We start from the raw sequence: 21,657 nt of genomic DNA, 5'->3' as shown, positions 1-21,657 counted from the left end.
TGTAAAACGGTCCGCCGCCGCAGTTTCGTCGCCGCTTTTTCGTTAAACCTTAAACGTTGAACCTTAAACTTTACACTTCCTATGAATCGATACACTTTTTTGAAAACCAGTGTTATGGCCGCCGCTCTGCTGACCGTGGCGGGCTGTAACAACTTCGATGAACTGAATACCAACCCCAACAACCCGCTGCTGCCCAACACGGCCAGCCTGCTGACGGGCGCCGAGCGGACCGTTGGGACCATCAATTCGCAGGTCGGACCCGGTGGGTTCAACATCGTGCCGGCGCTGTACGTGCAGCAGTTCGGGGATGTGACCTACATCGAGGATTCCCGGTACAAAACGATCAATTTCAGCTACAACGGGCTGTACTCCGGCCCGCTGGTGAACCTGCAGCAGATCATCACGCAGAATACCGACCCGAACACCCGGGCGGCAGTAGCGGCCTACGGTTCCAACAACAACCAGATCGCCATCGCCCGGATTCTGAAGGCGTATATTTTCCAGTACATCACCGACCGCTGGGGCGATGTGCCGTATTCGGAAGCGCTGAAAGGCGACGAGAATTTCTCGCCGAAGTTTGACCGGCAGCAGGATATCTACAACGACCTGTTCAAGGAATGGCGGGAAGCGGCGGCCCAGTTCGACAACGGGACGCGGGTGCAGGGCGACATTCTGCTGAACGGCGATGTGGCGCGCTGGAAAAAGTTCGCCAACACGCTGCGGATGATCGCGGCCCTGCGCATCTCGAAGGCCGACCCTGCCAAAGGCCGGACGGAGTTCAACGCGGCGGTGGCCGATGGCGTCCTTACGTCCAATGCCGACAACGTGCAGTACCGGTACCTGAGCGATGCCAACAACGAGAATCCGCTCTACAGCAACTATGTCCGGCAGAACCGCAAGGACTTCGCCGTCAGCAACACGTTTGTCGATTACCTGAAAAGCGTGAACGACCCGCGTCTGCCGTTCATCGCGGCGCCGAACCAGACCGGGCAGTACGTCGGGGTGCCGTACGCGGTGTTCCCTTCGCCCGGCGAAGCGTCCCTGTTTTCGCTGGCAGCTCCGACGGTCAGCGCCCAGAACGCGCCAGTCAACATCATGACGTACGGACAGGTGCTGTTTGCGCAGGCAGAAGCCGCCAAACTGGGCTGGACGACGGGCAACGCCAAAACGCTGTATGAATCCGCCGTTCGGGCCTCCCTGCAGCAGTGGATGGGTTCGAGCTTCACGGAAGCGGCCTACACGAGCTACATTGCCCAGCCGAACGTGGCCTACAACGACGCCCGGGCGATTGAGCAGATTGCGACCCAGCGCTGGATTCATCTGTTCTTCCAGGGCACGGAAGCCTGGAATTCATGGCGGCGGACGGGCTTCCCGGTGCTGCGACCGGCGGCCACGACGCTCAACGGCGGTACGGCCATTCCGCGCCGACTCGCCTACCCGACCACGGAGCCGACCCTGAACGCGACCAACTACCAGGCCGTCATCACCAGCCAAGGCGCCGACGACCAGTACACGCGGGTCTGGTGGGACAAACCCTGAGGATTCATTCCGACTTATTTCCGAACGCCGGGCCAGCAGGTCCGGCGTTTTTGTTTGCCCTGCCTCCGGCGGGGCCTGCCCTTTTAGTAAACGGTCGCAATTTTAATATTAATACATGTTAACTCATTTATACGAACGGTAACTTTGCCTCTCCAAAAACTAACTTGTACTGTGAAAAAAGTTTTATCAGCTCTTTTTGTCCTGTGCTCGCTTTCGGCGGCGACGGCTCAGGAATTTAAACCGTTCAAAGTCAATACATCCGTCGGCTATGCCAAACCGTCGGGACCGGGCGCTTCGGGCGGTTTGCTGGCGTCTGTGGAGCCTAAATACGGCTGGAACGAATTTATCGATTTTGGTTTCCGCATCGAAGGGGCGCTGATGGCCCGGGCGCTGGTGGTTGACGGCCAGACGAGCGAAAGCGAAATCAAGGCGATGGGTTCGTACCTGCTGACGACCAACCTGCTGTTTACGGACACGTACGTCAAACCGTACGTTGGGATTGGCGCGGGTCTGTACCGCACGGCGGGCATGGGCATTTCGGTAGTGGAAGACGGCGAGGAAGAACCGACCGGCGAGATGGACGTGCAGGCCAGCAACAAATTCGGCGGAATGATCCGGGCGGGTCTCAAAATCGGCCACTTCGTGCTGGGTGCCGAATACAATCTGGTTCCGGCTACCAAATATTCCCTCTCGACGGGCGAAGCGGTCAAAGGCAACAATTCGTACCTGGGCATCAAACTCGGCTTCGACATCGGCGGCGGCAAATAAACAGCACTTTTCTCTTTCAGAAACGCGGGCAACCCCTGCGTTTCTTTTTTTGGCCCCTGTTAAAATATAAACTTATTAACACATAATTGACCAAATTACACAAATACACTTCGTTTCGTACTATTTTGAACCAACCCCCTTACCTGCCTGTTACCCAAGGCAGCGGCCTGCACGAACGGGGTCTTTCTCTTCCAGCAACCGGGCTGCCGTTTCCGGAAATTGCCCTACGTTAACTTCCTGAAACAACACTCTCTCTTTTCTGGTAATGAAGTAGGCTAAGTCCTGCTTACAACTTTATGGCACGAAGTAAGAAATCAGTATCGAGCAGTCCGGATGTCGTCCTCATCGGGGCTGGAATCATGAGCGCAACCCTCGGGGTGATGCTGAAAGAGCTGCAACCCGACCTTACCATTGAAATTCTGGAACGGCTCGACGTCGCCGCGGCCGAAAGCTCGGACGCCTGGAACAATGCCGGAACCGGGCACGCGGCCTTCTGCGAACTGAACTACACCCCCGAACGCGAAGATGGCAGTATCGACGCCTCCAAAGCGGTCAAAATCTGCGAATCGTTCGAGGTTTCCAAGCAGTTCTGGGCCCATCTGGTGCAGAACAACTTCCTGACCGACGCCCCGAACTTCATCCGGCAGATTCCCCACATGAGCTTTGTCTGGGGACCGGAAAACGTCAACTACCTGCGCAAACGATACGACGCCCTGCTGAAAAGTCACCTCTTTGAGGGCATGCAGTACTCGGAAGACCACGGACAACTGGCCGAATGGATGCCGCTCGTCATGGAAGACCGGGACCCGAAACAGGCCGTCGCGGCCACCCGCATGGACCTGGGCACGGACGTCAACTTTGGCGCGCTGACCCGCGCCATGTTCCGCCGGCTGGTGGAAATGCCGGGCGTCAAAATGAACTTTGCCCACGACGTCCGGGACATCTGGCGCTCCAAAACGCTGGGCGGCTGGAAAGTGCGCGTGGAAAACGTGACGACCGGCCACGTCCGCGACATTCACGCCAAATTTGTCTTTATCGGCGCTGGCGGCGGTTCGCTGCGGCTGCTCGAAAAATCCGATATTCCCGAGAGCCGGGGCTACGGCGGCTTCCCCGTCAGCGGGCAGTGGCTGCGCTGCCGGAATCCGGAAATCATCGAGCGCCACGCGGCTAAAGTTTACGGCAAGGCGTCGGTGGGTGCTCCCCCGATGTCGGTGCCGCACCTCGACACCCGCATGATCGAAGGCCGGAAAGAACTGCTGTTTGGCCCCTACGCCGGTTTCTCGACCAAATTTCTGAAACACGGCTCGTACATGGATTTGCCGAAATCCATCCAGATGAGCAACCTGGCCCCGATGCTTATGGCGGGCATGCACAACATTCCGCTGACGCGTTACCTCGTCCAGCAGGTCATGCAGTCTCCCGAAGACCGCCTGGAGACCCTGCGGGAATATTTCCCCGGCGCCAAAATGGAGGACTGGGAACTGGAAGTGGCCGGGCAGCGCGTGCAGGTCATCAAGAAAGACGAAGAAGAAGGCGGCGTGCTGGAGTTCGGTACGGAGGTCGTGGCCGCGGCCGACGGCAGCATTGCGGCCCTGCTGGGTGCTTCACCGGGCGCTTCCACGGCCGTGAGCATTATGCTGACCCTGATGCAGCAGTGTTTCCCGGACCAGATGAAGTCCGAAGCCTGGCAGCAGAAACTGTCCGAAATGATTCCGTCCTACGGCAAGTCGCTGGCCAAAGACCCCGCGCTCGCCCGTGAGATTCGCGAAACGACGGGCCGGGTGCTGGGCCTGACCGAGGCCGTTTACACGACCTAGGCTCCGTAAAAATGCTTTTGGGGTGGTGCCACGACGTTGCGTTGTGGCACCCTTTTTTTGTAAACGTATCGACTTTCGCGCGCAACGATTGGGAAAACGGCCTCCAAACCTTTTGTTTTGCGGGCGTTAACTTCCTTTCCATGCGGACATCCCTTTTGCGGAAAAGCCTGAAAATCGGCGGCCTTTTGCTGGCCGTTCTGCTGTCGCTCGTTCTGGTGTTCTTCCTGTATGTTTACGCCTACAGTCCGGGCGAAACCCGCCCGATCACGGATTCGGCGGGGAGGCCGCTGCCCCGCAGCATTGCCTCGCTCGAACCGGTCACGCTGAACGGCAACACCCAGTGGATTCTGCTTCGCGGGCAGGATTCGACCAAACCGGTGCTCCTCTTTCTGCACGGCGGTCCGGGTTCGCCGGAAATGCCGATGCTGACCGGACACACCGAACTCGAAAAGCGCTTTGTCGTCGTGAACTGGGACCAGCGAGGTTCCGGCAAATCGTTCGACGAACGGGTATTCGACGCTTCGTTTACCACCCGGACCTTCATCGAAGATGCGGCTTCCCTGAGCCGGAAGCTCGCCCGCCGCTTTGGTCAGGATAAAATCTACCTCATGGGCCATTCGTGGGGCAGTTTTCTGGGCCTGCTGACGGTGCAGCGATACCCCGAACTGTTTCACGCCTATTACGGCATCGGACAGGTCGCCAACCAGCTGGAAGGCGAACAGCTTTCGTACGACTGGGTGCTGGCCCAGGCCCGTAAAGACGGGAGTCAACGCGCCGTCGAGGTGCTGACGGGCTTCGGGCGGCCGCAGCGCTGGCCCGATGAGAAGTGGGTGGAGTACCTGGGTCGCCAGCGCAGCCTGGTCGTTTCTTACGGCGGCGCCATGTTGCAGGGCAGTATTTCCGCCCTGTTTGCCAAAACGCTGATTCACTGCCGGGAGTACACCCTTTCCGACAAGCTGAATTACCCCCGCGGCGCCCTCAAAAGCCTGGAACGGCTCTGGGCCGAAGTGGTCAGCGTTGATTTTAACCGGGCGGTGCCCGAGGTGGCCGTTCCGGTTTACATCTTTCAGGGACGACACGATTACCAGACGCCCTACGCCGTCGCCCGACGCTATTTTGAGCGTCTCCGGGCACCCCAAAAGGCTTTTTTCACCTTCGAAAACTCCGCCCACATGCTTCTCTTCGAGGAGCCCGACCGCTTTATCCAGTGCCTCGACAGCACCTTGGCGGCACCGGAAGCGACCGCCCGTTTGCGGTAGGCGGGATTCGAAATTCCCTCCGTATATTGCGATTTAACCCGTACCGTATGAAAAAACTTCTGCTGTTCTCCCTTCTGCTGGGCAGTTGCGGGCTTGCTACCGCCCAGACGGCCTCCCCGACCGCCATTCTGCCCGAACGCGACCGCGCCCGGATTGTGGACGGCATTCTGGAAGACCGCTTCACCAACCTCCTGCCCGCGCTGATGCGCCGCGAAGGCATCGATATGTGGGTGATTATTTCGCGGGAATACAACGAGGACCCCGTGCTGCGGACGATGCTGCCCGCCACCTGGCTTTCGGCCCGCCGCCGGACAATCCTTGTGTTCTTCGACCAGGGCGGCGACAAAGGCGTGGAAAAACTGGCTATCGCCCGTTACGATGTCGGCAATCTGCTGAAAGGCGCCTGGGACATCGACGTGCGTCCCAACCAGTGGGAAGCCCTCGTCAAAATCATTCAGGACCGGAATCCGAAGAAAATCGGCCTTAACTTCTCGCCCATTTACGCCCATGCCGACGGCCTGACCTTCACCGAACACGGCGAATTCATGCAGAAACTGCCCGCGGAGTATTCCCGCCGCATCGTGCCCGCCGAGCGGCTGGCTGTGGGCTGGCTCGAAACCCGGACCGAGCCCGAAATGGCGCTTTACCCGATGATCTGCCGCCTGTCGCACCAGCTGATTCAGGAAGGGTTCTCGGAGAAAGTCATCCAGCCGGGCGTCACCACGACCGAGGATGTGGTCTGGTGGTTCCGGCAGCGCATCACCGAACTGGGCCTCGACACCTGGTTTCACCCCACGGTGGACATTCAGCGGGCCGATAACCAGCGGTTCGACCACCTGCGGACATTTTCCAAACGGCCCTCGGGAGAGGTCATCCAGGCGGGCGATCTGCTGCACGTCGATTTCGGCATTGCGTACCTGCGCCTGAACACCGACCAGCAACAGCACGCCTACATCCTCCGGCCCGGTGAAACGGAGGTACCTGCCTCTATCCGCAAGGCTTTTCAGCAGGGCAACCGGTTACAGGAAATTCTGACGGAGCGATTCAAAGCGGGCAAATCGGGCAACCAGCTGCTGCGGGAAGCGCTGGAACAGGCGGCGAAGGAAGGCATCAAAGGCACGATCTACTCCCACCCCATCGGCGTACACGGCCATGCCGCCGGACCGACCATCGGCATGTGGGATAACCAGAAGGACACGCCCGGCTCGGGCGATTATCCGCTGATGGCCAACACCGCGTACTCCATCGAACTGAACGCCGCCGTGGACATTCCGGAATGGAACAAACCCGTTCGGATCATGCTGGAAGAAGACGGCTTTTTTGACGGGAAAAGCTTCCGGTACATCGACGGACGGCAGACCGAAATTCTGACCATTCCGCGGAAGCTGGAGGGCGTGAAGTAGCCCCTTCAGAAGTCGGGCTTCAGGTGCTCGGCGACATGACGCTTGTAGACCCGGCCAATCCGAAACTCTTTACTGCCCAGTTTCAGGGTTTCGGGACCGGTCGGCTCTGCCAGCGCCCGATTGAGGATATGCGAACGGCTGATGCGCAGAAACCCTTCGCGGGGCAGCCGGGCCTCCGCCTCTTTCAGCGTCAGGCGGGTGACGTAATTCCGCGTTGCCGTAAATATCCTGACATAATTTTCCAAGCTTTCAAGGTAGTGAATGTCCCGGCAGGCAAGGGTGACCCGCTCTCCGTCGACCATGAACGAAAAATCAGAATCAGCGAGCGTTTCGGGGCGGCTCTCCAGTGCAGGTACGGGGTTTCGCCGGACCGGCGACTCCCCGCGCGTTGTCAGATAACGGTAGGTCATGTAGACGCCCAGGCCGGTGACGGTGTACACCCAGTAACTCACCACAAAAGGCAGCGTTTGGAAAATGCCGAACTGGGTATTCAGCACGTACACCATGTTGAACGAACCTATCCCCATCAAGAGCAGCAGCCAGCCGGCATAGGCCCTTTTCTTCCCCGTAGAAACAGCCGCTCGAACAGCACGCGGTTGTGAAACACAATCCAGGCATACAGAAGCAGCAGGTAGAAATAAGGTGAGATTTTCTGCAAGCCGGGCCGACTGCCGATGGCGTACCAGTCTGCGAGGTAATGTACCAGCAGCAGGGCCAGCAGTCCAGACAGGTTTCGTACGACGAAATGGTGAAAGAACCCGGTGCGTTTCATACGGCCAAAATAAGGCGCTTTGCGTTGCGGGCGGGCAATTAGGTGATAAAAGGCGTTCGTCACAGACTAAGTTACTCCGTCACCGAAAGCTTGCGGAGCCCGTCGCAACCGGCTACTTTTTGCCGTCCCGTCCGAAAACTACCGGGAAGACAGGTATGCAGGTTCTTCACCACCTTAACATCGTCACCCACGTCCTGCTGGGAACGGCGGCGCTTTTCCTCGGCTGTGTGGCGCTGGCAAACCAGCACCGCCCCGGAAAGCACCGGGTTTACGGCCGTTATTTTCTGTATCTGCTGACCGGCGTTGTCGCCACGGCCCTGCTGGGTGCGCTGCTCTTCCGGGCCATGCCGTTCCTGCTGATGCTGACCTTCCTGAGCGGCTACGTCGGCTACGCCGGTTACCGGTGCATCCGGCTTCGGACGCGTCCGTTGCAGGGAATTGATTTTGGGATTGCGCTGGCCGTCAGCCTGGCGGCCGGAATCTTCGTTTTCGGGGCCGGGTCGAAAGATGCCAGCTGGTCGCCCGCCGTGGTGTACCCGACGCTGTCGGCGCTTTGGCTGGTGACCGCTTACGATATGGTAAAATACCTCTGGCTGCACCAGCGGCTTCGGCACTGGTGGCTGTACGAACACATTTACAAGATGATTTCTGCCTTCAGCGCGCTGCTGTCAGCTTTTTCGGGAACGGTACTGCCTCATTTCAAGCCATACAGCCAGATTTTCCCGTCGGTCATCTGCGTCCTGCTGATTGGCTATTTTATCCGTCAACGGTATCGGATGATGTCACGAAGAGAAATTACCAGCAGAGCTATAGCCTCGTGACGGGGGTGCTGATGCCGGAGAAGGAGTGTAGATCAGAACAGGGAGATTACTTCGTGGCCGAGGCTGCTCAGCTGCTCATAGCCGCTGAACCGGGTTACATAATATCGCTTGTCGGGGCCGAACGTGATGCAGCAGCCCGTTAATTGTTCGTGCAGGACGCTGTTGGTAAACCGGAGGGCTCCCATCAGACTTTCGAATCCCCGCATTTCTCCGTTTGCATTCATCCCCTGACGTTCCATCGTTCTGTCCGTTTAGCGAGTGACTGTAGTTTTATGACAGTAAATATGGTGCCAGCATGTTAAATGGGGCTTAAGGTGGGGTTAAAGTGAAATTAAAAAGAAGAACCGGGGTATAGCCTCTACAATCACGCGCACATAAGCCCCATAAAAAATCCCGTTGAGCGCCCGGATTTCGGGGCGCTCAACGGGATTTGCGGGTTACTTTTGAACAAACGTAAACACCACGCCATCTTTGGCAGGTCTCTCAAAGTCATGTTTAGCAACTAAACGAAAGCCGGTCACCGCCAGCAGCGACATTAGTTCGGCTTCGGTAAACATGGGTTTCGGACATCCTTTGTGGAATTAAACCATTTGACTGGAATGGTTTTGGCCGACCACTGCGCATTGCTACGCCAAGCAATCAAAAATAATACAGCGGTTAAGAAACAAACCTTCAACCAACTATTTCCTAATTTCACGATTTAAGTAAGTGGTTTGCGACTTTACTTAACTTCTATACTTACCCTGTCCAATTGATTACTGGTGGCATGACTCGAAGTCATGCCACCAGTGTGCGGTAACCTTACATCCCCACCATATCCCCCGGCACGACCCACTGGTCGAACTCTTCGGGGGTCAGGTAGCCGAGTGCTACGGCGGTTTCCTTCAGCGTCGAGCCGTTTTTGTGGGCCGTCTGCGCGATTTCGGCGGCTTTATAGTAGCCGATTTTCGTGTTCAGGGCCGTCACCAGCATCAGGGAGTTGTTGACGTGCTTCGTGATGTTCTCCTCGATCGGCCGGATGCCTTCGGCGCACTTGTCATTGAACGACACGCACACGTCGCCGATGAGGCGGGCCGAGTGCAGGAAGTTGTAGATCATCAGCGGCTTGTAGACGTTCAGCTCGAAATGGCCGTTCATGCCGCCGATGTTGATCGCCACGTCGTTGCCCATTACCTGCGCGGCCACCATCGTCATGGCTTCCGACTGGGTGGGGTTGACCTTGCCCGGCATGATGGACGAACCCGGCTCGTTGTCCGGAATAAAGAGTTCGCCGATGCCCGCCCGCGGTCCGGAAGACAGCATTCGGATGTCGTTGCCGATTTTCATCAGGGCCGCCGCGACCGTTTTCAGCGCGCCGTGGGCTTCCACAATGGCGTCGTGCGCCGCCAGGGCTTCAAATTTATTCTCGGCAGTGATGAACGGCAGCCCGGTCAGGCTGGCGATGTGCTTCGCCACGTTCTCGGAATACCCTTTCGGCGTGTTGATGCCCGTTCCGACGGCCGTACCGCCCAGCGCCAGTTCCGACAGGTGCGCCAGCGTGTTGCGAATCGCCCGCAGGCCGTGGTCGAGCTGCGAGACGTAGCCCGAAAGCTCCTGACCCAGCGTCAGCGGCGTGGCATCCATGAAGTGCGTCCGGCCGATTTTGACGACGTGCATGAACTCTTTCGACTTGGCGTCGAGCGTATTGCGCAGCTTTTCAATGCCCGGAATCGTTACTTCCATCAGGATTTTATAGGCCGCAATGTGCATGGCCGTCGGGAAGGTGTCGTTCGATGACTGCGATTTGTTGACATCATCGTTCGGGTGCAGGGCCTTCTTCTCGTCGGTCAGCTGGCCGCCCTGGAGTACGTGTCCGCGGTAGGCCACCACTTCGTTGACGTTCATGTTCGACTGCGTGCCCGAACCCGTCTGCCATACCACCAGCGGGAACTGGTCGTCGAGGCCGCCTTCGAGGATTTCATCACAAACGCGGCCGATGAGGTCGGCTTTTTCCTGCGGCAGTACCCCCGCGTCGAGGTTGGCCAGGGCGGCGGCTTTTTTCAGGTAGGCGAAGGCGCGGATAATCTCCTTCGGCATTTTATTGATGTCCTGCGCAATCGGGAAGTTTTCGATGGAACGCTGGGTTTGTGCGCCCCAATACACATGCGCCGGCACCTGCACCTGGCCCATCGTGTCTTTTTCAATACGGAAATTCATGGTTTAAGAGCTAATGAGTGAAGTAGCGATTGAGTGGTTGAGTGCTGTAGCCATGAAGGGTTGTCCGTTCAATCGCTACGTCACTCAATCGCTCAATCCATACCGGCGGCAAAGGTAAATCAGAAGTGGTTAGAGTCTGTACGGAATTTATATATTTGTATAGGTGTTGTCATTTGACAGTCTTTAAACAGGCATTTGACTATGCAGATTCCGATTCACCGAATTGTGGAAGCTTTGGGAGGCGAAAAAGTAATCAAGCGCCCTATCAGGCAAGAGTTTGATTTACTGGATGTTGTCCGTGAAGGGCTACCGATGGAATCGGCCGCTTTTCTGCAAAAGAATCTAGGCTTGACCAACAAAACCATGAGCCATATTCTGGCCATTTCGGAAAGCACGTACCAGCGACGTATCCGGGCCAATGCGAAGCTCACGCCGGACGAGAGCGAAAAAACGATTTCGCTGTCTGAGGTGTACGAGTTGGGCATGGATGTCTTTGAAGACAAACAGGACTTCGAGGAATGGCTGGAGAGCCGGGTGACTGCCCTCCAGAACAAGCGCCCGGTCGACTTCCTGGATTCAATGCTTGGCCGTAAGCAGGTCCTGAATATTCTGAACGCGATTCAGCATGGCATCTTCTCTTGAATCATTGACTAACCCTCTTATCCTGCACAGACAGGATCATTCTCCCCCGCTTCAACCACACGGTAGACTGGCCGCATGAGACTTTTCCGTATAACCAGTTCTCGATACGCATCGGACCTAACCGGAACCGGTGGACTGTACGGCCCTGGACGCTGGCATCAGGAGGGAACAAGAATCGTCTACACCGCAGAGCATGTATCGTTAGCCCAGCTGGAGATTCTGGCCAATACGCCCAAGCTGCCCCGAAACAGAAGTTTGGTGACGCTGGAAATTCCGGATAACGCCTCCGTACTTTCCATCAGGGCCGATACGCTGCCACCGGGCTGGCAGGCGATTCTTTATCCCGGCGAACTGGCCGAAATAGGACAGGAATGGATTAAGGCCAGTCAATTCTGGGTAATGCGCGTGCCTTCGGCCCACTCCCCCACGGAGTTCAATTATCTGCTCAATCCACTCCATCCCGAGCATTCCACGGTAAGGATCATAAGCACAGAGCCTCACCCGTTCGATTCGCGGTTGAAATGACCGTTAACGCGACTCCGGTAAAAATCGCACATGTTCCGCAGCACGCAGTCGCCGCAGCGGGGAGCCTGCCAGGTACAGATGCGCTGGCCGTGCCAGTAGAAATGCTTGTGAAAGTTGAAGAGCACCTTCGCGTCGGCGGGCAGGTAGGACAGCAGCAGGTGGTGCGCCTTTTCTGCGCTTACTTTCGGGCCGATGAGCCCCACCCGCTGGGACACCCGGTGCACGTGCGTATCCACCGGCAGGACCGGTTTTCCGAAGGTAAAAAGTAGCAGTAAGGTGGAGGTCTTCGGCCCGACGCCGGGCAGACGGGTGAGCCAGGCCAGCGCCTCCTCCGTTGACCAGTCGGCCAGAAAATCGACGTTGGCCCTGCCCTGTTCGGCGATGATGCGCGCCAGCGTCTGCTGGATGTACGGGGCTTTGACCTCGGGGTAACGGACGGGCTTCAGCGCATCCGTCAGTTCGTCGAGCGGCGCGTCGCGGATGGCCTCCCAGGAGCCGAACCGCTCCCACATGGCCTGGTATGCTTTTTCTTCGTCGCGGAAAGTGGTCCGGTGGGAAAGAATCGTGCCGACGAGTTCGTGCATGGGGTCCCGGCGACCGTAGATTTCCTGAATACCGTAAAGTTCATTCAGCCGTTGGTGGGCCTGCCACGTTTTTTCTGCCGCCTCTGCTGCTATTTCCTGCATACCCCTCTCCGCTTTATTGCTGATAGCATAACCCATCCCTGGCAGAAGTGTTAGCCCCGCGCGGCTTTGGCGTACGGCCAACAAAAAAGCCCGGAAGGAAGAACCTCCGGGCTGAAATGCGATAACAACTTAAAAACGGCTGTTTTTTTCTTTTATTGTACGCCCTGACAGGTAACTGCTTTATTTTTCAGATTTTTTTCGCGAAAACAAAAACAGGTGTTCCATAGCGGACCAACCTCTTCTGAAACCGCAGGAAAATTAAGGCACAAAGGCGAATGAAAAGGTATTAGCGTAGCTTAGTTCAAGGGAAAAATAGGGCAATAAAAAAGCCCCGACCAGAGAGGCCAGGGCTTTCGCGAAGAAACTATAGTCTAAAAACGGCCGATAGACGGTTTTATTGTGTAGCCTGATGAGGGAATGCGTAATTTTTCAGTTTTTTTTTGATAGCCGCCGTGCTCACCCACTCAGGACCCTTTCTGGGCCGACACAAATTTTCCTTCGCCGTTGAAAGAAACGTACCAGTACACGCTCCCGACCTGAACCACCACCATGTGTTCCACCGGTTTGTCGGATACCGAATTGACGTACCCTTTCATGAAGACCCAGCCTTTGTAGTTCTCGTTCAGATAGGCGGTCACCACGGCGGGCAGTTCTTTGTCCGAACCAATGCTCTTCTGAACCAGGTCGCTCGGCGGCGCGGTGGGCGAGGTGTAATAGCGGATGGACGGAAATTTGCCGCTGGCATCGATGGTCAGTTCAAAAAAGACACTGCCCTTGCTGACCACCAGCAGATAGACCTTTGCATTATCGGCCCCGACCGTTACCAGCCCCCGGGCAAACGTAAAGCCATTTTCTTTCAGGTATTGACTAACCGAAGCGGGCAGTTCGTCGGCCTGGCTGATCGGGTAGGTTTTGGGGGGTTCGACGGGTCCGGTCTGCGCCGTGCCTTTATGCTCAAACAGCACCGCTCCTTTTGCGTCAAAAATCAAGGTTATTTCCTGCGTTTCCTTCCGGAGCAGCACCTTGAACGAAGGCTGGTTGTTGAACTGCCCGGCACCAGACGCCGCCACGGTATAATCGGGGTAATGGGTGCGGATGTAAGTGACAATCGCGGGGGCAATGGTGTCGGTGGGCATGCCCGTAGCCGCCTCCCGGACGGCGTACGCCTGTAGAATGGTTCCTTTCTCGTTCACCATAGCCTGGTGATTGACCGCCGCCACCTTGAACCGCGATTCCCAGACCTTGCCTTTATCCAGTTCGGTAAATGTAATGCCGCTGGCCGAAGGATAAGCCTCCTGAACCGCCCGAACGACCGCCGTCGGAACGCTGGCGTTCGGGTCAGTAATGGGTACCCCATCGACCGGCTGAATTTCTTTCTGGCAGGAGGACAACCCCAGCGCCGCCAGGAGCGCCAGCGTATAGCCGATTTTTTTCATGCGTGTTGGTCTGTTATGGCTCTTTTGTTTACGGACCCTTACTCTACCGCAACAGTTGTACCGTCCATGAAGAAACGCGCATTTATTTTTTTGTTTCCTGCCGCTTACTGCTTCTCCAGGCGCTGGTGCCGCCGGTCAAGCCACTTCATGACGGGCGTCGCCAGGGTTCCGTGCAGAAAAACCGAGGTCAGGACCACAAAGCCGGCGATGGCCCACAGTTCCTCCCCTTCGGCGAAATAGCCATTTTCGATGCCGTAGGCCAGGTAAAAAAACGACCCGATTCCCCGGATGCCGAAGGTGGAAATGACCCATCGCTCGTCGCGGTACATCCGCTTTACGCCCAGCAAAGTTAGGTAGCAACCCAGCGGCCGGATCACGAACAGCAGCAGCAGCCCCGTCACGGCGCCCTGCCAGCTGAGGGTGTCCAGCAGTCCGTTGGCCAGCGCCCCACCGAACAGAATCAGAATGACCACAATCAGCAGCCGTTCGATCTGGTCCGAGAAGTCGTGCATGTGGTGGTGAAATTCGTGGGTATCCTCGTAATGCCGGATCGCGACGGCCGCTACAAACACGGCCAGAAACCCGTAGCCGTGCGCCAGTTCCGTCAGGCTGTAGGTGATGAACGTCACGGCCAGCGCGACAAACCCGTAGGCCGAAGACTTGATGCTGATCCGTTTGGGCAATCCGAAAATGAGGTACGTCAGCAACCGCCCCGACAGCCAGCCCGCCAGCAGCCCGACGGCCACGCGGTACAGCACATCCATCCAGACCCAGTGCACCACCGTATCGAGCAGCGGAGCCGTCACCAGCCCGGTGAGGGCGAGCGCCAGGTGGATGAACGGAAAGGCCAGCCCGTCGTTCATACCCGCTTCGGCCGTCAGGGCAAACCGGACGGCGTCTTCTTCTCCTTCGCCGGGGTCGCCCACCTGCACGTCGCCTGCCAGCACCGGGTCTGTAGGCGCCAGCGCCCCGCCAAGCAGCACCGCCGCCGCGGGCACCAGTCCTACCAGCGCCCAGCCGGTAAACGCCATCGCCGAAACGGTGATCAGCATGCCGACCGTCGCCAGCAGCAACGGAGTCCGCCAGGTTTTCAGCGAAAAGTTCTGGTCGATCTTCAGGCCGGTGCTGGTCAGGGCAATGATGACACAAATTTCGGTGAGGTGGGTCGCCAGCGGCCGGTGCAGCAGCGGGTGCGGATTGGGCAGACCCAGCGGCAGTTTGTAGAGCAGGTATCCGATGCTGACAAAGATGACCGGATACGAGAGCGGATACTTGGCAAGCAGGGAAGGAAGCCAGGCAACGCCGAGAATGGCGATACCCAGCACTATCAAAAAAAGAAGATAATCCATTGGATATGAAGGATTGCTCCGGCTGACCTTCCGGGCTTTCTTCACAACCACCCCAACCGGCAAAAACGCCACTTTTTTCGAGGCAACGGTCCTTATAAAACAAATACCATATCTCGGAGATATGGTATTTGTTTTATCGTTTGGGCAGCGTCACCCAGTGATGGCCGTCGCGGGCGATCAGGGCTTCGGCGTCTTCCGGACCCCAGGAGCCCGGCGTATAATTCGGAAAGTCCACCGGCTGCCGCGACTCCCAGCTTTCCAGAATCGGCGTCACTACCCGCCAGGCGGCCTCTACTTGATCGGCGCGCATGAACAGGGTGGCGTCGCCGGCCATTACGTCCAGCAGCAGGGTTTCGTAGGCTTCCGGCTCCTGCCCATCGAAGGCGTCTTTGTAGGAAAACACCATGTCCACTGGGTTGAGCAGCATCGTTTGCCCCGGCCGCTTGGCCTGAAAACGCAGCCGGATATCCATTTCGGGCTGAATGCTGATGATCAGCCGGTTGGGTCGCCAGGTTTCGGCGGCTTCTTCGGGAAAGGCGTAGTGCGGCGCGGCCTTGAACTGGATGGTAATGACCGTCGTCTTTTTCTGCAAAAGCTTCCCGGTCCGGACGTAGAACGGGACGCCCTGCCACCGCCAGTTGTCGACAAAAAACTTCACGGCGGCGAAGGTTTCGGTCGCAGAATTCGGATTAACACCCTCTTCTTTGCGGTAAGCGGGGATGGCCTTGCCGCCGGCCGTTCCTTCGTCGTACTGCCCCCGGACGGCATTGTCGCGCACCGCCTCGGCATCGAACCGGCGGATGGCGTTCAGCACGTCCACCTTTTTGTTACGGATTTCGTTGGCGTCGAACGAAACCGGCGCTTCCATAGCCACCATGCAGAGCAGTTGGAGGAGGTGGTTCTGCACCATGTCGCGCAGGGCCCCGGATTTTTCGTAGTAGCCACCGCGCCCTTCCAGACCCACCGTTTCGGCCGCCGTTATCTGCACGTAATCAATGTAGTGCCGGTTCCAGATCGGCTCAAACAGGGCGTTGGCGAAGCGGAGCGCCAGAATGTTCTGGACGGTTTCCTTGCCCAGATAATGATCGATGCGGTAAATCTGTTCTTCGGCAAACAGCCCGCCCAGCAGCCCGTTGAGTTCGCGGGCGCTCGCCAGATTGTGCCCGAAGGGCTTTTCGACCACAATCCGCACGCGGGCTTTGTTGCCGCACAGGGGCAGTTTGCCCAGATTCTGCGCGATTCCCGGCACCAGCTGGGGCGCTACGGCCAGGTAAAACACCACGTTGGCGGAGCCGCCCCACTCCTTTTCCCGGCGGTTGACAAAGTCGGCGATCAGGCCGAAATCTTCGCTTTTCCCGGCGTCCAGCGGCAGATACGACACCAGCGGCGCAAAGTCGGCCCAGGGTGCATCGTCTTTCCGGCGCGAAAACTCCCGGACGCCTTCTAGCAGCCGTTCGCGAAACGACTCGTCGCTGTACGGACTTCGGCCCAGCCCGACGACGGCGAATTTTTCCGGCAGGTAGTGGTCAATAAACAGGTTGTAAAGCGCGGGGGTGAGTTTGCGGAAGTTCAGGTCGCCACTGCCACCGAAGATGAAAAGGAGCGTAGGAGTCATGCTGTACCGACAGGCGTTAGCCCGTTTGTTGATTTTTGAAGATTACCCGAGGTACATTGCTATTTTTGTCCAAAATGAGTGTTTTAACAACAGGAATCAACTCTACCCGCATGAAAATAGCCATTGGCTCCGACCACGCCGGCTTTCGGCATAAAGAAACCATCAAAACCATGCTCGAAGAACTGGGCCACGAAATCCTTGATTACGGCACAGACTCCGAAACTCCCGTGGATTACCCCCGCTTTATCCGCCCCGTGGCCGAGGCCGTACTCAGGGGCGAAGCCGAGCGCGGCATCGTTCTGGGCGGCTCGGGCAACGGCGAGGCGATGATGGCCAACCGGTTCAAGGGAATCCGCTGCGCGGTGGTCTGGAATAAGGAAACGGCCAAACTCGCCCGCCAGCACAACGACGCCAACATGATTTCCATCGGGCAGCGGATGGTGTCCTACAACATGTCCCTCGAAATGGTAAAGCTTTGGCTGAACACGCCGTTTGAAGGCGGTCGGCACACGGCCCGGATTGCCATGCTGGACGAAGACTAAGATTTCCCGCGCCCGGCGCTTTCTTCCTACGTCCGGGCGCGCTACCTTTGCCGCACAACTTTAGGGGTGTCAGCACCAGTTGGTCTGACTGAGATCATACCCTCAGAACCTGATGCAGTTTGTACTGCCGTAGGGAAAAGTGAAGGCTTTTCATGCGCTGTTGCGCCGCGTTCTCTCCCCCTGAAGTTGCTGTACCTTTAGTTTCACAGCAACATGTCTTCTGTTTCCCAAGCTCTCTGGAATGATGTCGAACAGATTCGGGCGCAGGCTCCGCTGGTTCAGAACATTACCAATTTCGTCGTGATGAACAACACGGCCAATGCGCTGCTGGCGCTGGGGGCCTCTCCCGCGATGGTGCATGCGGCCGAAGAAGTCGAAGATTTTGTCAGCCTCGCCAGCGCCCTGGTAGTTAACATCGGCACGCTCGACGCCAATTTTGTGGCCGGGATGCGCCGGGCCATGCGGCGGGCCAAAGACCTCGGCAAACCCATTGTGTTCGACCCCGTAGGCGTGGGTGCTACGCCCTTCCGCAACGAAACCAGCCGCGAACTGCTCGCCCTGGCCGCGCCGGACATCATCCGCGGCAACGCCTCCGAAATCATGGCGCTCGCCGGACTGGATGCCCAGACAAAAGGCGTCGACAGCACGCAGGGCTCCGATTCGGCCGTTGACAGCGGACGCCGCCTCAGCCGCGAACTGGGCTGCGTGGTGGTCATCAGCGGGGCCGACGACTACATCATCCGGGGCGACGAAACGGCGGTCGTGTCCAACGGCCACCCGCTCATGACCAAAGTGACGGGCATGGGCTGCACCGCCACCGCCCTCATCGGGGCCTTCGCCGCCATCAACGCCGATCAGTTCCGGGCCGCCTGGCACGCCATGGCCGTGATGGGCATCTGCGGCGAACTGGCCGCCCGCGTTCACGCCGCCCCGGGCAGCCTTCAGGTCAATTTCCTGAATGCCCTGTACGAACTGACGCCCACGGCGGTAGATGACAACCTCGACACCCGGCGGTTATGATCCATTTTTCAACGCCCGGCGACCGGCTTTACCTCGTCACCGACAGCCACATCAGCCGACAGGCCGGGCACTCGCTGGCCTTCGTAGTCGAAGAAGCCTGCCGCGCCGGAGTTCGCTGGGTTCAGTTACGGGAAAAGGCCCTTTCGACCCAAGCCTTTGTCGAACTGGGACTGGCCATTCAGGCCATTACGCGGCCCTACGGCGCGCGGCTTCTCATCAACGACCGGATCGACGTGGCGCTGGCGATCGGGGCCGACGGTGTACACATCGGGCAGGACGACATGCCGTATGCACTCGCCCGAAAGCTGCTGGGACCGGACAAAATCATCGGCCTCTCGGTCAACAACCTGAGCGAAGCCGAAGCGGCCTGCCATCTGGACGTGGATTACCTCGGCATTGCCACCATCTACCCGACCGGCACCAAAACCGATACGTCGAGTCTGCTGGGACCGGCGGGCCTGCAAACCATCTGCGGCCGGACCAACCTGGCTACGTTTGCCATTGGCGGCATCGGCGCGGGTAATATCCGGGAGGTCATGCAGACGGGCGTCAGCGGTGCGGCGGTGGTATCGGCCATTTGCGGACAGGTTTCGCCCTACGAAGCGACCCGGGAACTCATTCAAAAACTCGAAGCAGGTTTATGAAAACGTACGCACGAACCTTAACCATTGCCGGGTCCGACAGCGGCGGCGGGGCTGGTATTCAGGCCGATCTGAAAACCTTCTCGGCCCTCGGCTGCTTCGGCATGTCGGTCATCACGGCCCTGACGGCCCAGAACACGCGGGCGGTAACGGCCATCCAGTCCGTGCCGCCGGCTTTCATTGCCGAACAGATGCGGGCGGTGCTGAGCGATATCGGGGCAGATGCCATCAAAATCGGGATGCTGCACTCGCCGGATGTGATCGTTACGGTCGCGTCCGTGCTTCAGGAGTTCGACGCGACCAACATCGTGCTGGACCCGGTGATGGTTGCCAAAAGCGGCGATAAGCTTTTGCAGGACGAAGCCGTAGCGGCCCTGAAATCCACGCTGCTGCCGCTGGCGACGGTCATCACGCCCAATCTGCCGGAGACGGAAGTGCTGCTCGGCCACCCGGTCGAAACCTGGCTCGCGATGGAACAGGCCTCGGAGGAACTGGCGCAGTACTGCCCCGGCGCGGTGCTGATCAAAGGCGGACACCTGGACGCCGCCCAAAGCCCCGATCTGCTCCGGCTGCCTTCGGGCGAGCAGCGGGTTTTCGAAACGACCCGCATCCAGACGGCCAACTCCCACGGAACGGGCTGTACGCTTTCCTCGGCCATTGCCGCCGGACTGGCCAAAGGGCTGGCCGTTGCCGAAGCGGTCAGCGCCGCCAAGGACTACCTGACCGGAGCCCTGCAGGCGGGAGCCGACTACCGGCTCGGCAACGGACACGGGCCCGTTCACCATTTTTATGAATTCTGGAAATAACCCTGAACGTATGCAGTACACCACGCAGTTCTGGCGGCAGATTTCGCCCATTTACGACGCCATTCTGGAACACGGATTCGTCCGGGAGCTGACGACCGGCACCCTGCCGCTGGCTAATTTTCAGTATTACATCGGGCAGGACGCTCTTTATCTCCTCGACTTCAGCCGGGCACTGGCGCAATTGTCGGTCAAGGCGGAATCGGCGGACGATGTCTTGCAGTTTCAGGTCTTTGCCGAAAACGCCATTCGGGTCGAGCGGGCGCTGCACGCGCACTATTTTACGCAGTTTGCCATCCCGCCGGAAAGCCGTAAAATGCCCGCCTGCTTTGCGTATACCAACTTTCTGCTGGCTACCACGGCCATCCAAGCGCTGGCTGTCGGCGCGGCGGCGGTTCTGCCCTGTTTCTGGATTTACCGGGAAGTGGGCAAGCACATTTACGGAAAAGCGGATTTGGCGAATCATCCCTACCGGAGCTGGATCGACACCTATGCGGGCACCGAATTCGACCTCGCCGTGCAGCAGATGCTGGCCATCACGGAACGGCTGGCGGTCGAAAGCGGCCCCGCCACGCGCCAGCTTATGACAGACGCCTTCGTCAAATCATCCCAACTGGAATGGCTGTTCTGGAACGATGCGTATGAGCTTAGGGGGTGGGGGATTTGAGGAGAGATAAAAGAAGTTAGAGAGAAGACAAGAGAGGATAGACAAGAGACAATAGACACAGAACAGGACGAAAGGAGGTGTAGACCGAGAAGTAACGACCGCCCCGAGTCCTTTGTCTCTTGTCTTGTGTCTCTTGTCCTTTTTCTTTTCTCTCTTTTCTTTTTTCTCTCCAAACACAAAAGCCCCGGACGTATTGCCGGGGCCTTGAAGTAAATGAACACCTATAAAACCCGGCAAGCGGTTGATTTGTTCGGGCCTTGAAAAATTAATGCATTATTTTTCATAAAAATTATCCTCTTTCAACGCTGGTAGCGAAGCTCGTTTAATCTGTAGCTTTGCCTTTTCGAAAGGGAAAGGGATTACGGTTGGGTTTCGTCACGCAACGACTACTCTTAACATATTGACTTTCAAAAGCATACAGTATTCGATTAAAAAAATCAAACACGACCAGCTAAATGCCTTTTTTAGTACTTGATCTCGAAATGACCGGTCCGGAGCCGGACTATAACGAAATTATCCAAATCGGGGCCGTTCTATTTGATGACCGCTGGAAAGAGTTGGGTCAATACCTGACGAATGTGTATCCCGAGAATGAAGACGCCTTTTCCAGCCATTCCGAAAAGATTCACAACCTGTCGCTCGCCGATCTGGAAGACGCGCCCATGATCTACGACGTGTTGCCGGAACTGGAAAACTGGATTCTGGAAAAGCTCAACATCCGGGTGCCCGCCGGGCAACTGGACAAAACTCCGTACCTCCGCGACGTCATCATCTGCGGCCAGAGTGTGATGAACGACATCAACTTCCTGAAAGAAGCTTACCGCCTGGAAAAAATGAAGTGGCCGTACTCCCGCACGCTCGTGGACCTGCACACGCTGGCCTATTTTGTTTTCCGGGTGCTGCGGAAGAACGGCAAAAACACGCCGAAAGGACTGAGTCTGAAAGCTATATCGGCCTATTTCGGCCTGGAGCGCGAAGACGAGTTCCACAATGCGCTGGAGGATGCGATTCTGACGGCCAAATGCCTGAAGGAAGTGTTCCGGCTGGGCGACGGGTTTCAACTGGTCTGAAAAGGGTTTCGCGCAGATGCACGCTGATTTTTAGCGCAGATTCGTTCTGCGACTATCTGCGGTGACAATCAGCGTGCATCTGCGCG

General features: G+C 57.7%; 22 protein-coding genes and 1 riboswitch. Of the genes, 14 read left to right on the top strand and 8 right to left on the bottom strand.

Annotated features, from left to right (window positions below):
- The first annotated feature begins 81 nt into the window (after positions 1-81).
- From ORG26_RS20380 to ORG26_RS20360, 5 genes are all read left to right on the top strand, one after another.
- A complete protein-coding gene (locus ORG26_RS20380; RefSeq protein WP_266365098.1) occupies positions 82-1,539 on the top strand; it encodes a SusD/RagB family nutrient-binding outer membrane lipoprotein in 1,458 nt (485 codons plus the stop codon).
- A 171-nt stretch (positions 1,540-1,710) separates the two neighbouring features.
- Complete coding sequence (locus ORG26_RS20375; RefSeq protein WP_266365096.1) at positions 1,711-2,307, top strand: outer membrane beta-barrel protein; 597 nt, start codon at positions 1,711-1,713, stop codon at positions 2,305-2,307.
- A gap of 296 nt (positions 2,308-2,603) precedes the next feature.
- Complete coding sequence (locus ORG26_RS20370) at positions 2,604-4,124, top strand: malate:quinone oxidoreductase (protein WP_266365094.1); 1,521 nt, start codon at positions 2,604-2,606, stop codon at positions 4,122-4,124.
- 140 nt (positions 4,125-4,264) lie between these two features.
- Positions 4,265-5,383 (top strand): alpha/beta fold hydrolase, encoded by a 1,119-nt coding sequence (locus tag ORG26_RS20365; protein ID WP_266365092.1) that lies wholly within the window; start codon positions 4,265-4,267, stop codon positions 5,381-5,383.
- Between the two features lie 47 nt (positions 5,384-5,430).
- Positions 5,431-6,786 carry a M24 family metallopeptidase gene (locus tag ORG26_RS20360; protein WP_266365090.1) on the top strand — a complete coding sequence of 452 codons (1,356 nt, stop codon included), beginning with the start codon at positions 5,431-5,433 and terminating at the stop codon, positions 6,784-6,786.
- Positions 6,787-6,791: 5 nt separating this feature from the next.
- Here ORG26_RS20360 and ORG26_RS20355 read toward each other — a convergent pair whose 3' ends face one another.
- Positions 6,792-7,313, bottom strand: coding sequence for a LytR/AlgR family response regulator transcription factor (locus ORG26_RS20355; protein WP_266365088.1), 522 nt, complete (start codon positions 7,311-7,313; stop codon positions 6,792-6,794).
- Positions 7,313-7,558 carry a hypothetical protein gene (locus tag ORG26_RS20350; RefSeq protein ID WP_266365086.1) on the bottom strand — a complete coding sequence of 82 codons (246 nt, stop codon included), beginning with the start codon at positions 7,556-7,558 and terminating at the stop codon, positions 7,313-7,315. The genes ORG26_RS20355 and ORG26_RS20350 overlap by 1 nt, the downstream gene beginning before the upstream one ends.
- Before the next feature lie 155 nt (positions 7,559-7,713).
- On the opposite strand from ORG26_RS20350, the gene ORG26_RS20345 reads away from it, so the two are divergent.
- Positions 7,714-8,379, top strand: a complete 666-nt coding sequence (locus ORG26_RS20345) for a hypothetical protein (RefSeq protein ID WP_266365084.1) — start codon at positions 7,714-7,716, stop codon at positions 8,377-8,379.
- Positions 8,380-8,411: 32 nt separating this feature from the next.
- On the opposite strand, the gene ORG26_RS20340 is transcribed toward ORG26_RS20345, so the two are convergent.
- Both ORG26_RS20340 and fumC read right to left on the bottom strand, forming a co-directional pair.
- Positions 8,412-8,618 (bottom strand): hypothetical protein, encoded by a 207-nt coding sequence (locus tag ORG26_RS20340; RefSeq protein ID WP_266365082.1) that lies wholly within the window; start codon positions 8,616-8,618, stop codon positions 8,412-8,414.
- Positions 8,619-9,180: 562 nt separating this feature from the next.
- Positions 9,181-10,575 carry a class II fumarate hydratase gene (fumC, locus tag ORG26_RS20335; protein WP_266365080.1) on the bottom strand — a complete coding sequence of 465 codons (1,395 nt, stop codon included), beginning with the start codon at positions 10,573-10,575 and terminating at the stop codon, positions 9,181-9,183.
- A gap of 201 nt (positions 10,576-10,776) precedes the next feature.
- Here fumC and parS point away from each other — a divergent pair, with 201 nt between their 5' ends.
- Positions 10,777-11,217, top strand: coding sequence for a type II RES/Xre toxin-antitoxin system antitoxin (gene parS, locus ORG26_RS20330; RefSeq protein WP_266365078.1), 441 nt, complete (start codon positions 10,777-10,779; stop codon positions 11,215-11,217).
- Positions 11,218-11,292: 75 nt separating this feature from the next.
- Positions 11,293-11,742 carry an RES family NAD+ phosphorylase gene (locus tag ORG26_RS20325; RefSeq protein ID WP_266365076.1) on the top strand — a complete coding sequence of 150 codons (450 nt, stop codon included), beginning with the start codon at positions 11,293-11,295 and terminating at the stop codon, positions 11,740-11,742.
- Here the strand turns inward: ORG26_RS20325 and ORG26_RS20320 are convergent.
- From ORG26_RS20320 to zwf, 4 genes are all read right to left on the bottom strand, one after another.
- Positions 11,715-12,428, bottom strand: coding sequence for an endonuclease III domain-containing protein (locus ORG26_RS20320; RefSeq protein WP_266365074.1), 714 nt, complete (start codon positions 12,426-12,428; stop codon positions 11,715-11,717). The two genes, ORG26_RS20325 and ORG26_RS20320, sit on opposite strands and share 28 nt — an antisense overlap.
- A gap of 464 nt (positions 12,429-12,892) precedes the next feature.
- Positions 12,893-13,864: a PepSY-like domain-containing protein gene (locus ORG26_RS20315; RefSeq protein WP_266365072.1), complete on the bottom strand. Its 972-nt coding sequence runs from the start codon at positions 13,862-13,864 to the stop codon at positions 12,893-12,895.
- 104 nt (positions 13,865-13,968) lie between these two features.
- Positions 13,969-15,213, bottom strand: coding sequence for a cation:proton antiporter (locus ORG26_RS20310; RefSeq protein ID WP_266365070.1), 1,245 nt, complete (start codon positions 15,211-15,213; stop codon positions 13,969-13,971).
- Between the two features lie 133 nt (positions 15,214-15,346).
- Complete coding sequence (zwf, locus tag ORG26_RS20305) at positions 15,347-16,828, bottom strand: glucose-6-phosphate dehydrogenase (protein WP_266365068.1); 1,482 nt, start codon at positions 16,826-16,828, stop codon at positions 15,347-15,349.
- Positions 16,829-16,938: 110 nt separating this feature from the next.
- Between zwf and rpiB the strand changes: the two genes are divergently transcribed.
- From rpiB to ORG26_RS20275, 6 genes are all read left to right on the top strand, one after another.
- The gene (rpiB, locus tag ORG26_RS20300) at positions 16,939-17,370 is read left to right on the top strand and encodes a ribose 5-phosphate isomerase B (protein ID WP_266365066.1); all 432 of its coding nucleotides are present in this window, start codon (positions 16,939-16,941) and stop codon (positions 17,368-17,370) included.
- Positions 17,371-17,422: 52 nt separating this feature from the next.
- Positions 17,423-17,523: riboswitch (TPP riboswitch) on the top strand.
- 60 nt (positions 17,524-17,583) lie between these two features.
- Positions 17,584-18,390, top strand: a complete 807-nt coding sequence (thiM, locus tag ORG26_RS20295) for a hydroxyethylthiazole kinase (protein ID WP_266365065.1) — start codon at positions 17,584-17,586, stop codon at positions 18,388-18,390.
- Positions 18,387-19,034: a thiamine phosphate synthase gene (gene thiE / locus ORG26_RS20290; protein WP_266365063.1), complete on the top strand. Its 648-nt coding sequence runs from the start codon at positions 18,387-18,389 to the stop codon at positions 19,032-19,034. The genes thiM and thiE overlap by 4 nt, the downstream gene beginning before the upstream one ends.
- Positions 19,031-19,837: a bifunctional hydroxymethylpyrimidine kinase/phosphomethylpyrimidine kinase gene (thiD, locus tag ORG26_RS20285; protein ID WP_266365061.1), complete on the top strand. Its 807-nt coding sequence runs from the start codon at positions 19,031-19,033 to the stop codon at positions 19,835-19,837. The genes thiE and thiD overlap by 4 nt, the downstream gene beginning before the upstream one ends.
- A 10-nt stretch (positions 19,838-19,847) precedes the next feature.
- Positions 19,848-20,501 carry a thiaminase II gene (gene tenA, locus ORG26_RS20280; protein WP_266365059.1) on the top strand — a complete coding sequence of 218 codons (654 nt, stop codon included), beginning with the start codon at positions 19,848-19,850 and terminating at the stop codon, positions 20,499-20,501.
- Positions 20,502-20,956: 455 nt separating this feature from the next.
- Complete coding sequence (locus ORG26_RS20275) at positions 20,957-21,571, top strand: 3'-5' exonuclease (RefSeq protein ID WP_266365057.1); 615 nt, start codon at positions 20,957-20,959, stop codon at positions 21,569-21,571.
- Positions 21,572-21,657: the final 86 nt, after the last annotated feature.

The organism is Tellurirhabdus rosea (assembly GCF_026278345.1).
Taxonomy (GTDB): domain Bacteria; phylum Bacteroidota; class Bacteroidia; order Cytophagales; family Spirosomataceae; genus Tellurirhabdus; species Tellurirhabdus rosea.
The sequence above is the reverse complement of the archived record's forward strand: the minus strand, read 5'-3'. Positions and strand labels throughout refer to the sequence as shown.

Bases quoted from the DNA above. Each gene is read 5' to 3' on its own strand.
- ORG26_RS20380 (WP_266365098.1), top strand. From the start codon at position 82: ATGAATCGATACACTTTTTTGAAAACCAGTGTTATGGCCGCCGCTCTG.
- ORG26_RS20370 (WP_266365094.1), top strand. From the start codon at position 2,604: ATGGCACGAAGTAAGAAATCAGTATCGAGCAGTCCGGATGTCGTCCTC.
- ORG26_RS20365 (WP_266365092.1), top strand. From the start codon at position 4,265: ATGCGGACATCCCTTTTGCGGAAAAGCCTGAAAATCGGCGGCCTTTTG.
- ORG26_RS20360 (WP_266365090.1), top strand. From the start codon at position 5,431: ATGAAAAAACTTCTGCTGTTCTCCCTTCTGCTGGGCAGTTGCGGGCTT.
- ORG26_RS20355 (WP_266365088.1), bottom strand. From the start codon at position 7,313: ATGGGGATAGGTTCGTTCAACATGGTGTACGTGCTGAATACCCAGTTC.
- ORG26_RS20350 (WP_266365086.1), bottom strand. From the start codon at position 7,558: ATGAAACGCACCGGGTTCTTTCACCATTTCGTCGTACGAAACCTGTCT.
- ORG26_RS20345 (WP_266365084.1), top strand. From the start codon at position 7,714: ATGCAGGTTCTTCACCACCTTAACATCGTCACCCACGTCCTGCTGGGA.
- ORG26_RS20340 (WP_266365082.1), bottom strand. From the start codon at position 8,618: ATGGAACGTCAGGGGATGAATGCAAACGGAGAAATGCGGGGATTCGAA.
- fumC (WP_266365080.1), bottom strand. From the start codon at position 10,575: ATGAATTTCCGTATTGAAAAAGACACGATGGGCCAGGTGCAGGTGCCG.
- parS (WP_266365078.1), top strand. From the start codon at position 10,777: ATGCAGATTCCGATTCACCGAATTGTGGAAGCTTTGGGAGGCGAAAAA.
- ORG26_RS20325 (WP_266365076.1), top strand. From the start codon at position 11,293: ATGAGACTTTTCCGTATAACCAGTTCTCGATACGCATCGGACCTAACC.
- ORG26_RS20320 (WP_266365074.1), bottom strand. From the start codon at position 12,428: ATGCAGGAAATAGCAGCAGAGGCGGCAGAAAAAACGTGGCAGGCCCAC.
- ORG26_RS20315 (WP_266365072.1), bottom strand. From the start codon at position 13,864: ATGAAAAAAATCGGCTATACGCTGGCGCTCCTGGCGGCGCTGGGGTTG.
- ORG26_RS20310 (WP_266365070.1), bottom strand. From the start codon at position 15,213: ATGGATTATCTTCTTTTTTTGATAGTGCTGGGTATCGCCATTCTCGGC.
- zwf (WP_266365068.1), bottom strand. From the start codon at position 16,828: ATGACTCCTACGCTCCTTTTCATCTTCGGTGGCAGTGGCGACCTGAAC.
- rpiB (WP_266365066.1), top strand. From the start codon at position 16,939: ATGAAAATAGCCATTGGCTCCGACCACGCCGGCTTTCGGCATAAAGAA.
- thiM (WP_266365065.1), top strand. From the start codon at position 17,584: ATGTCTTCTGTTTCCCAAGCTCTCTGGAATGATGTCGAACAGATTCGG.
- thiE (WP_266365063.1), top strand. From the start codon at position 18,387: ATGATCCATTTTTCAACGCCCGGCGACCGGCTTTACCTCGTCACCGAC.
- thiD (WP_266365061.1), top strand. From the start codon at position 19,031: ATGAAAACGTACGCACGAACCTTAACCATTGCCGGGTCCGACAGCGGC.
- tenA (WP_266365059.1), top strand. From the start codon at position 19,848: ATGCAGTACACCACGCAGTTCTGGCGGCAGATTTCGCCCATTTACGAC.
- ORG26_RS20275 (WP_266365057.1), top strand. From the start codon at position 20,957: ATGCCTTTTTTAGTACTTGATCTCGAAATGACCGGTCCGGAGCCGGAC.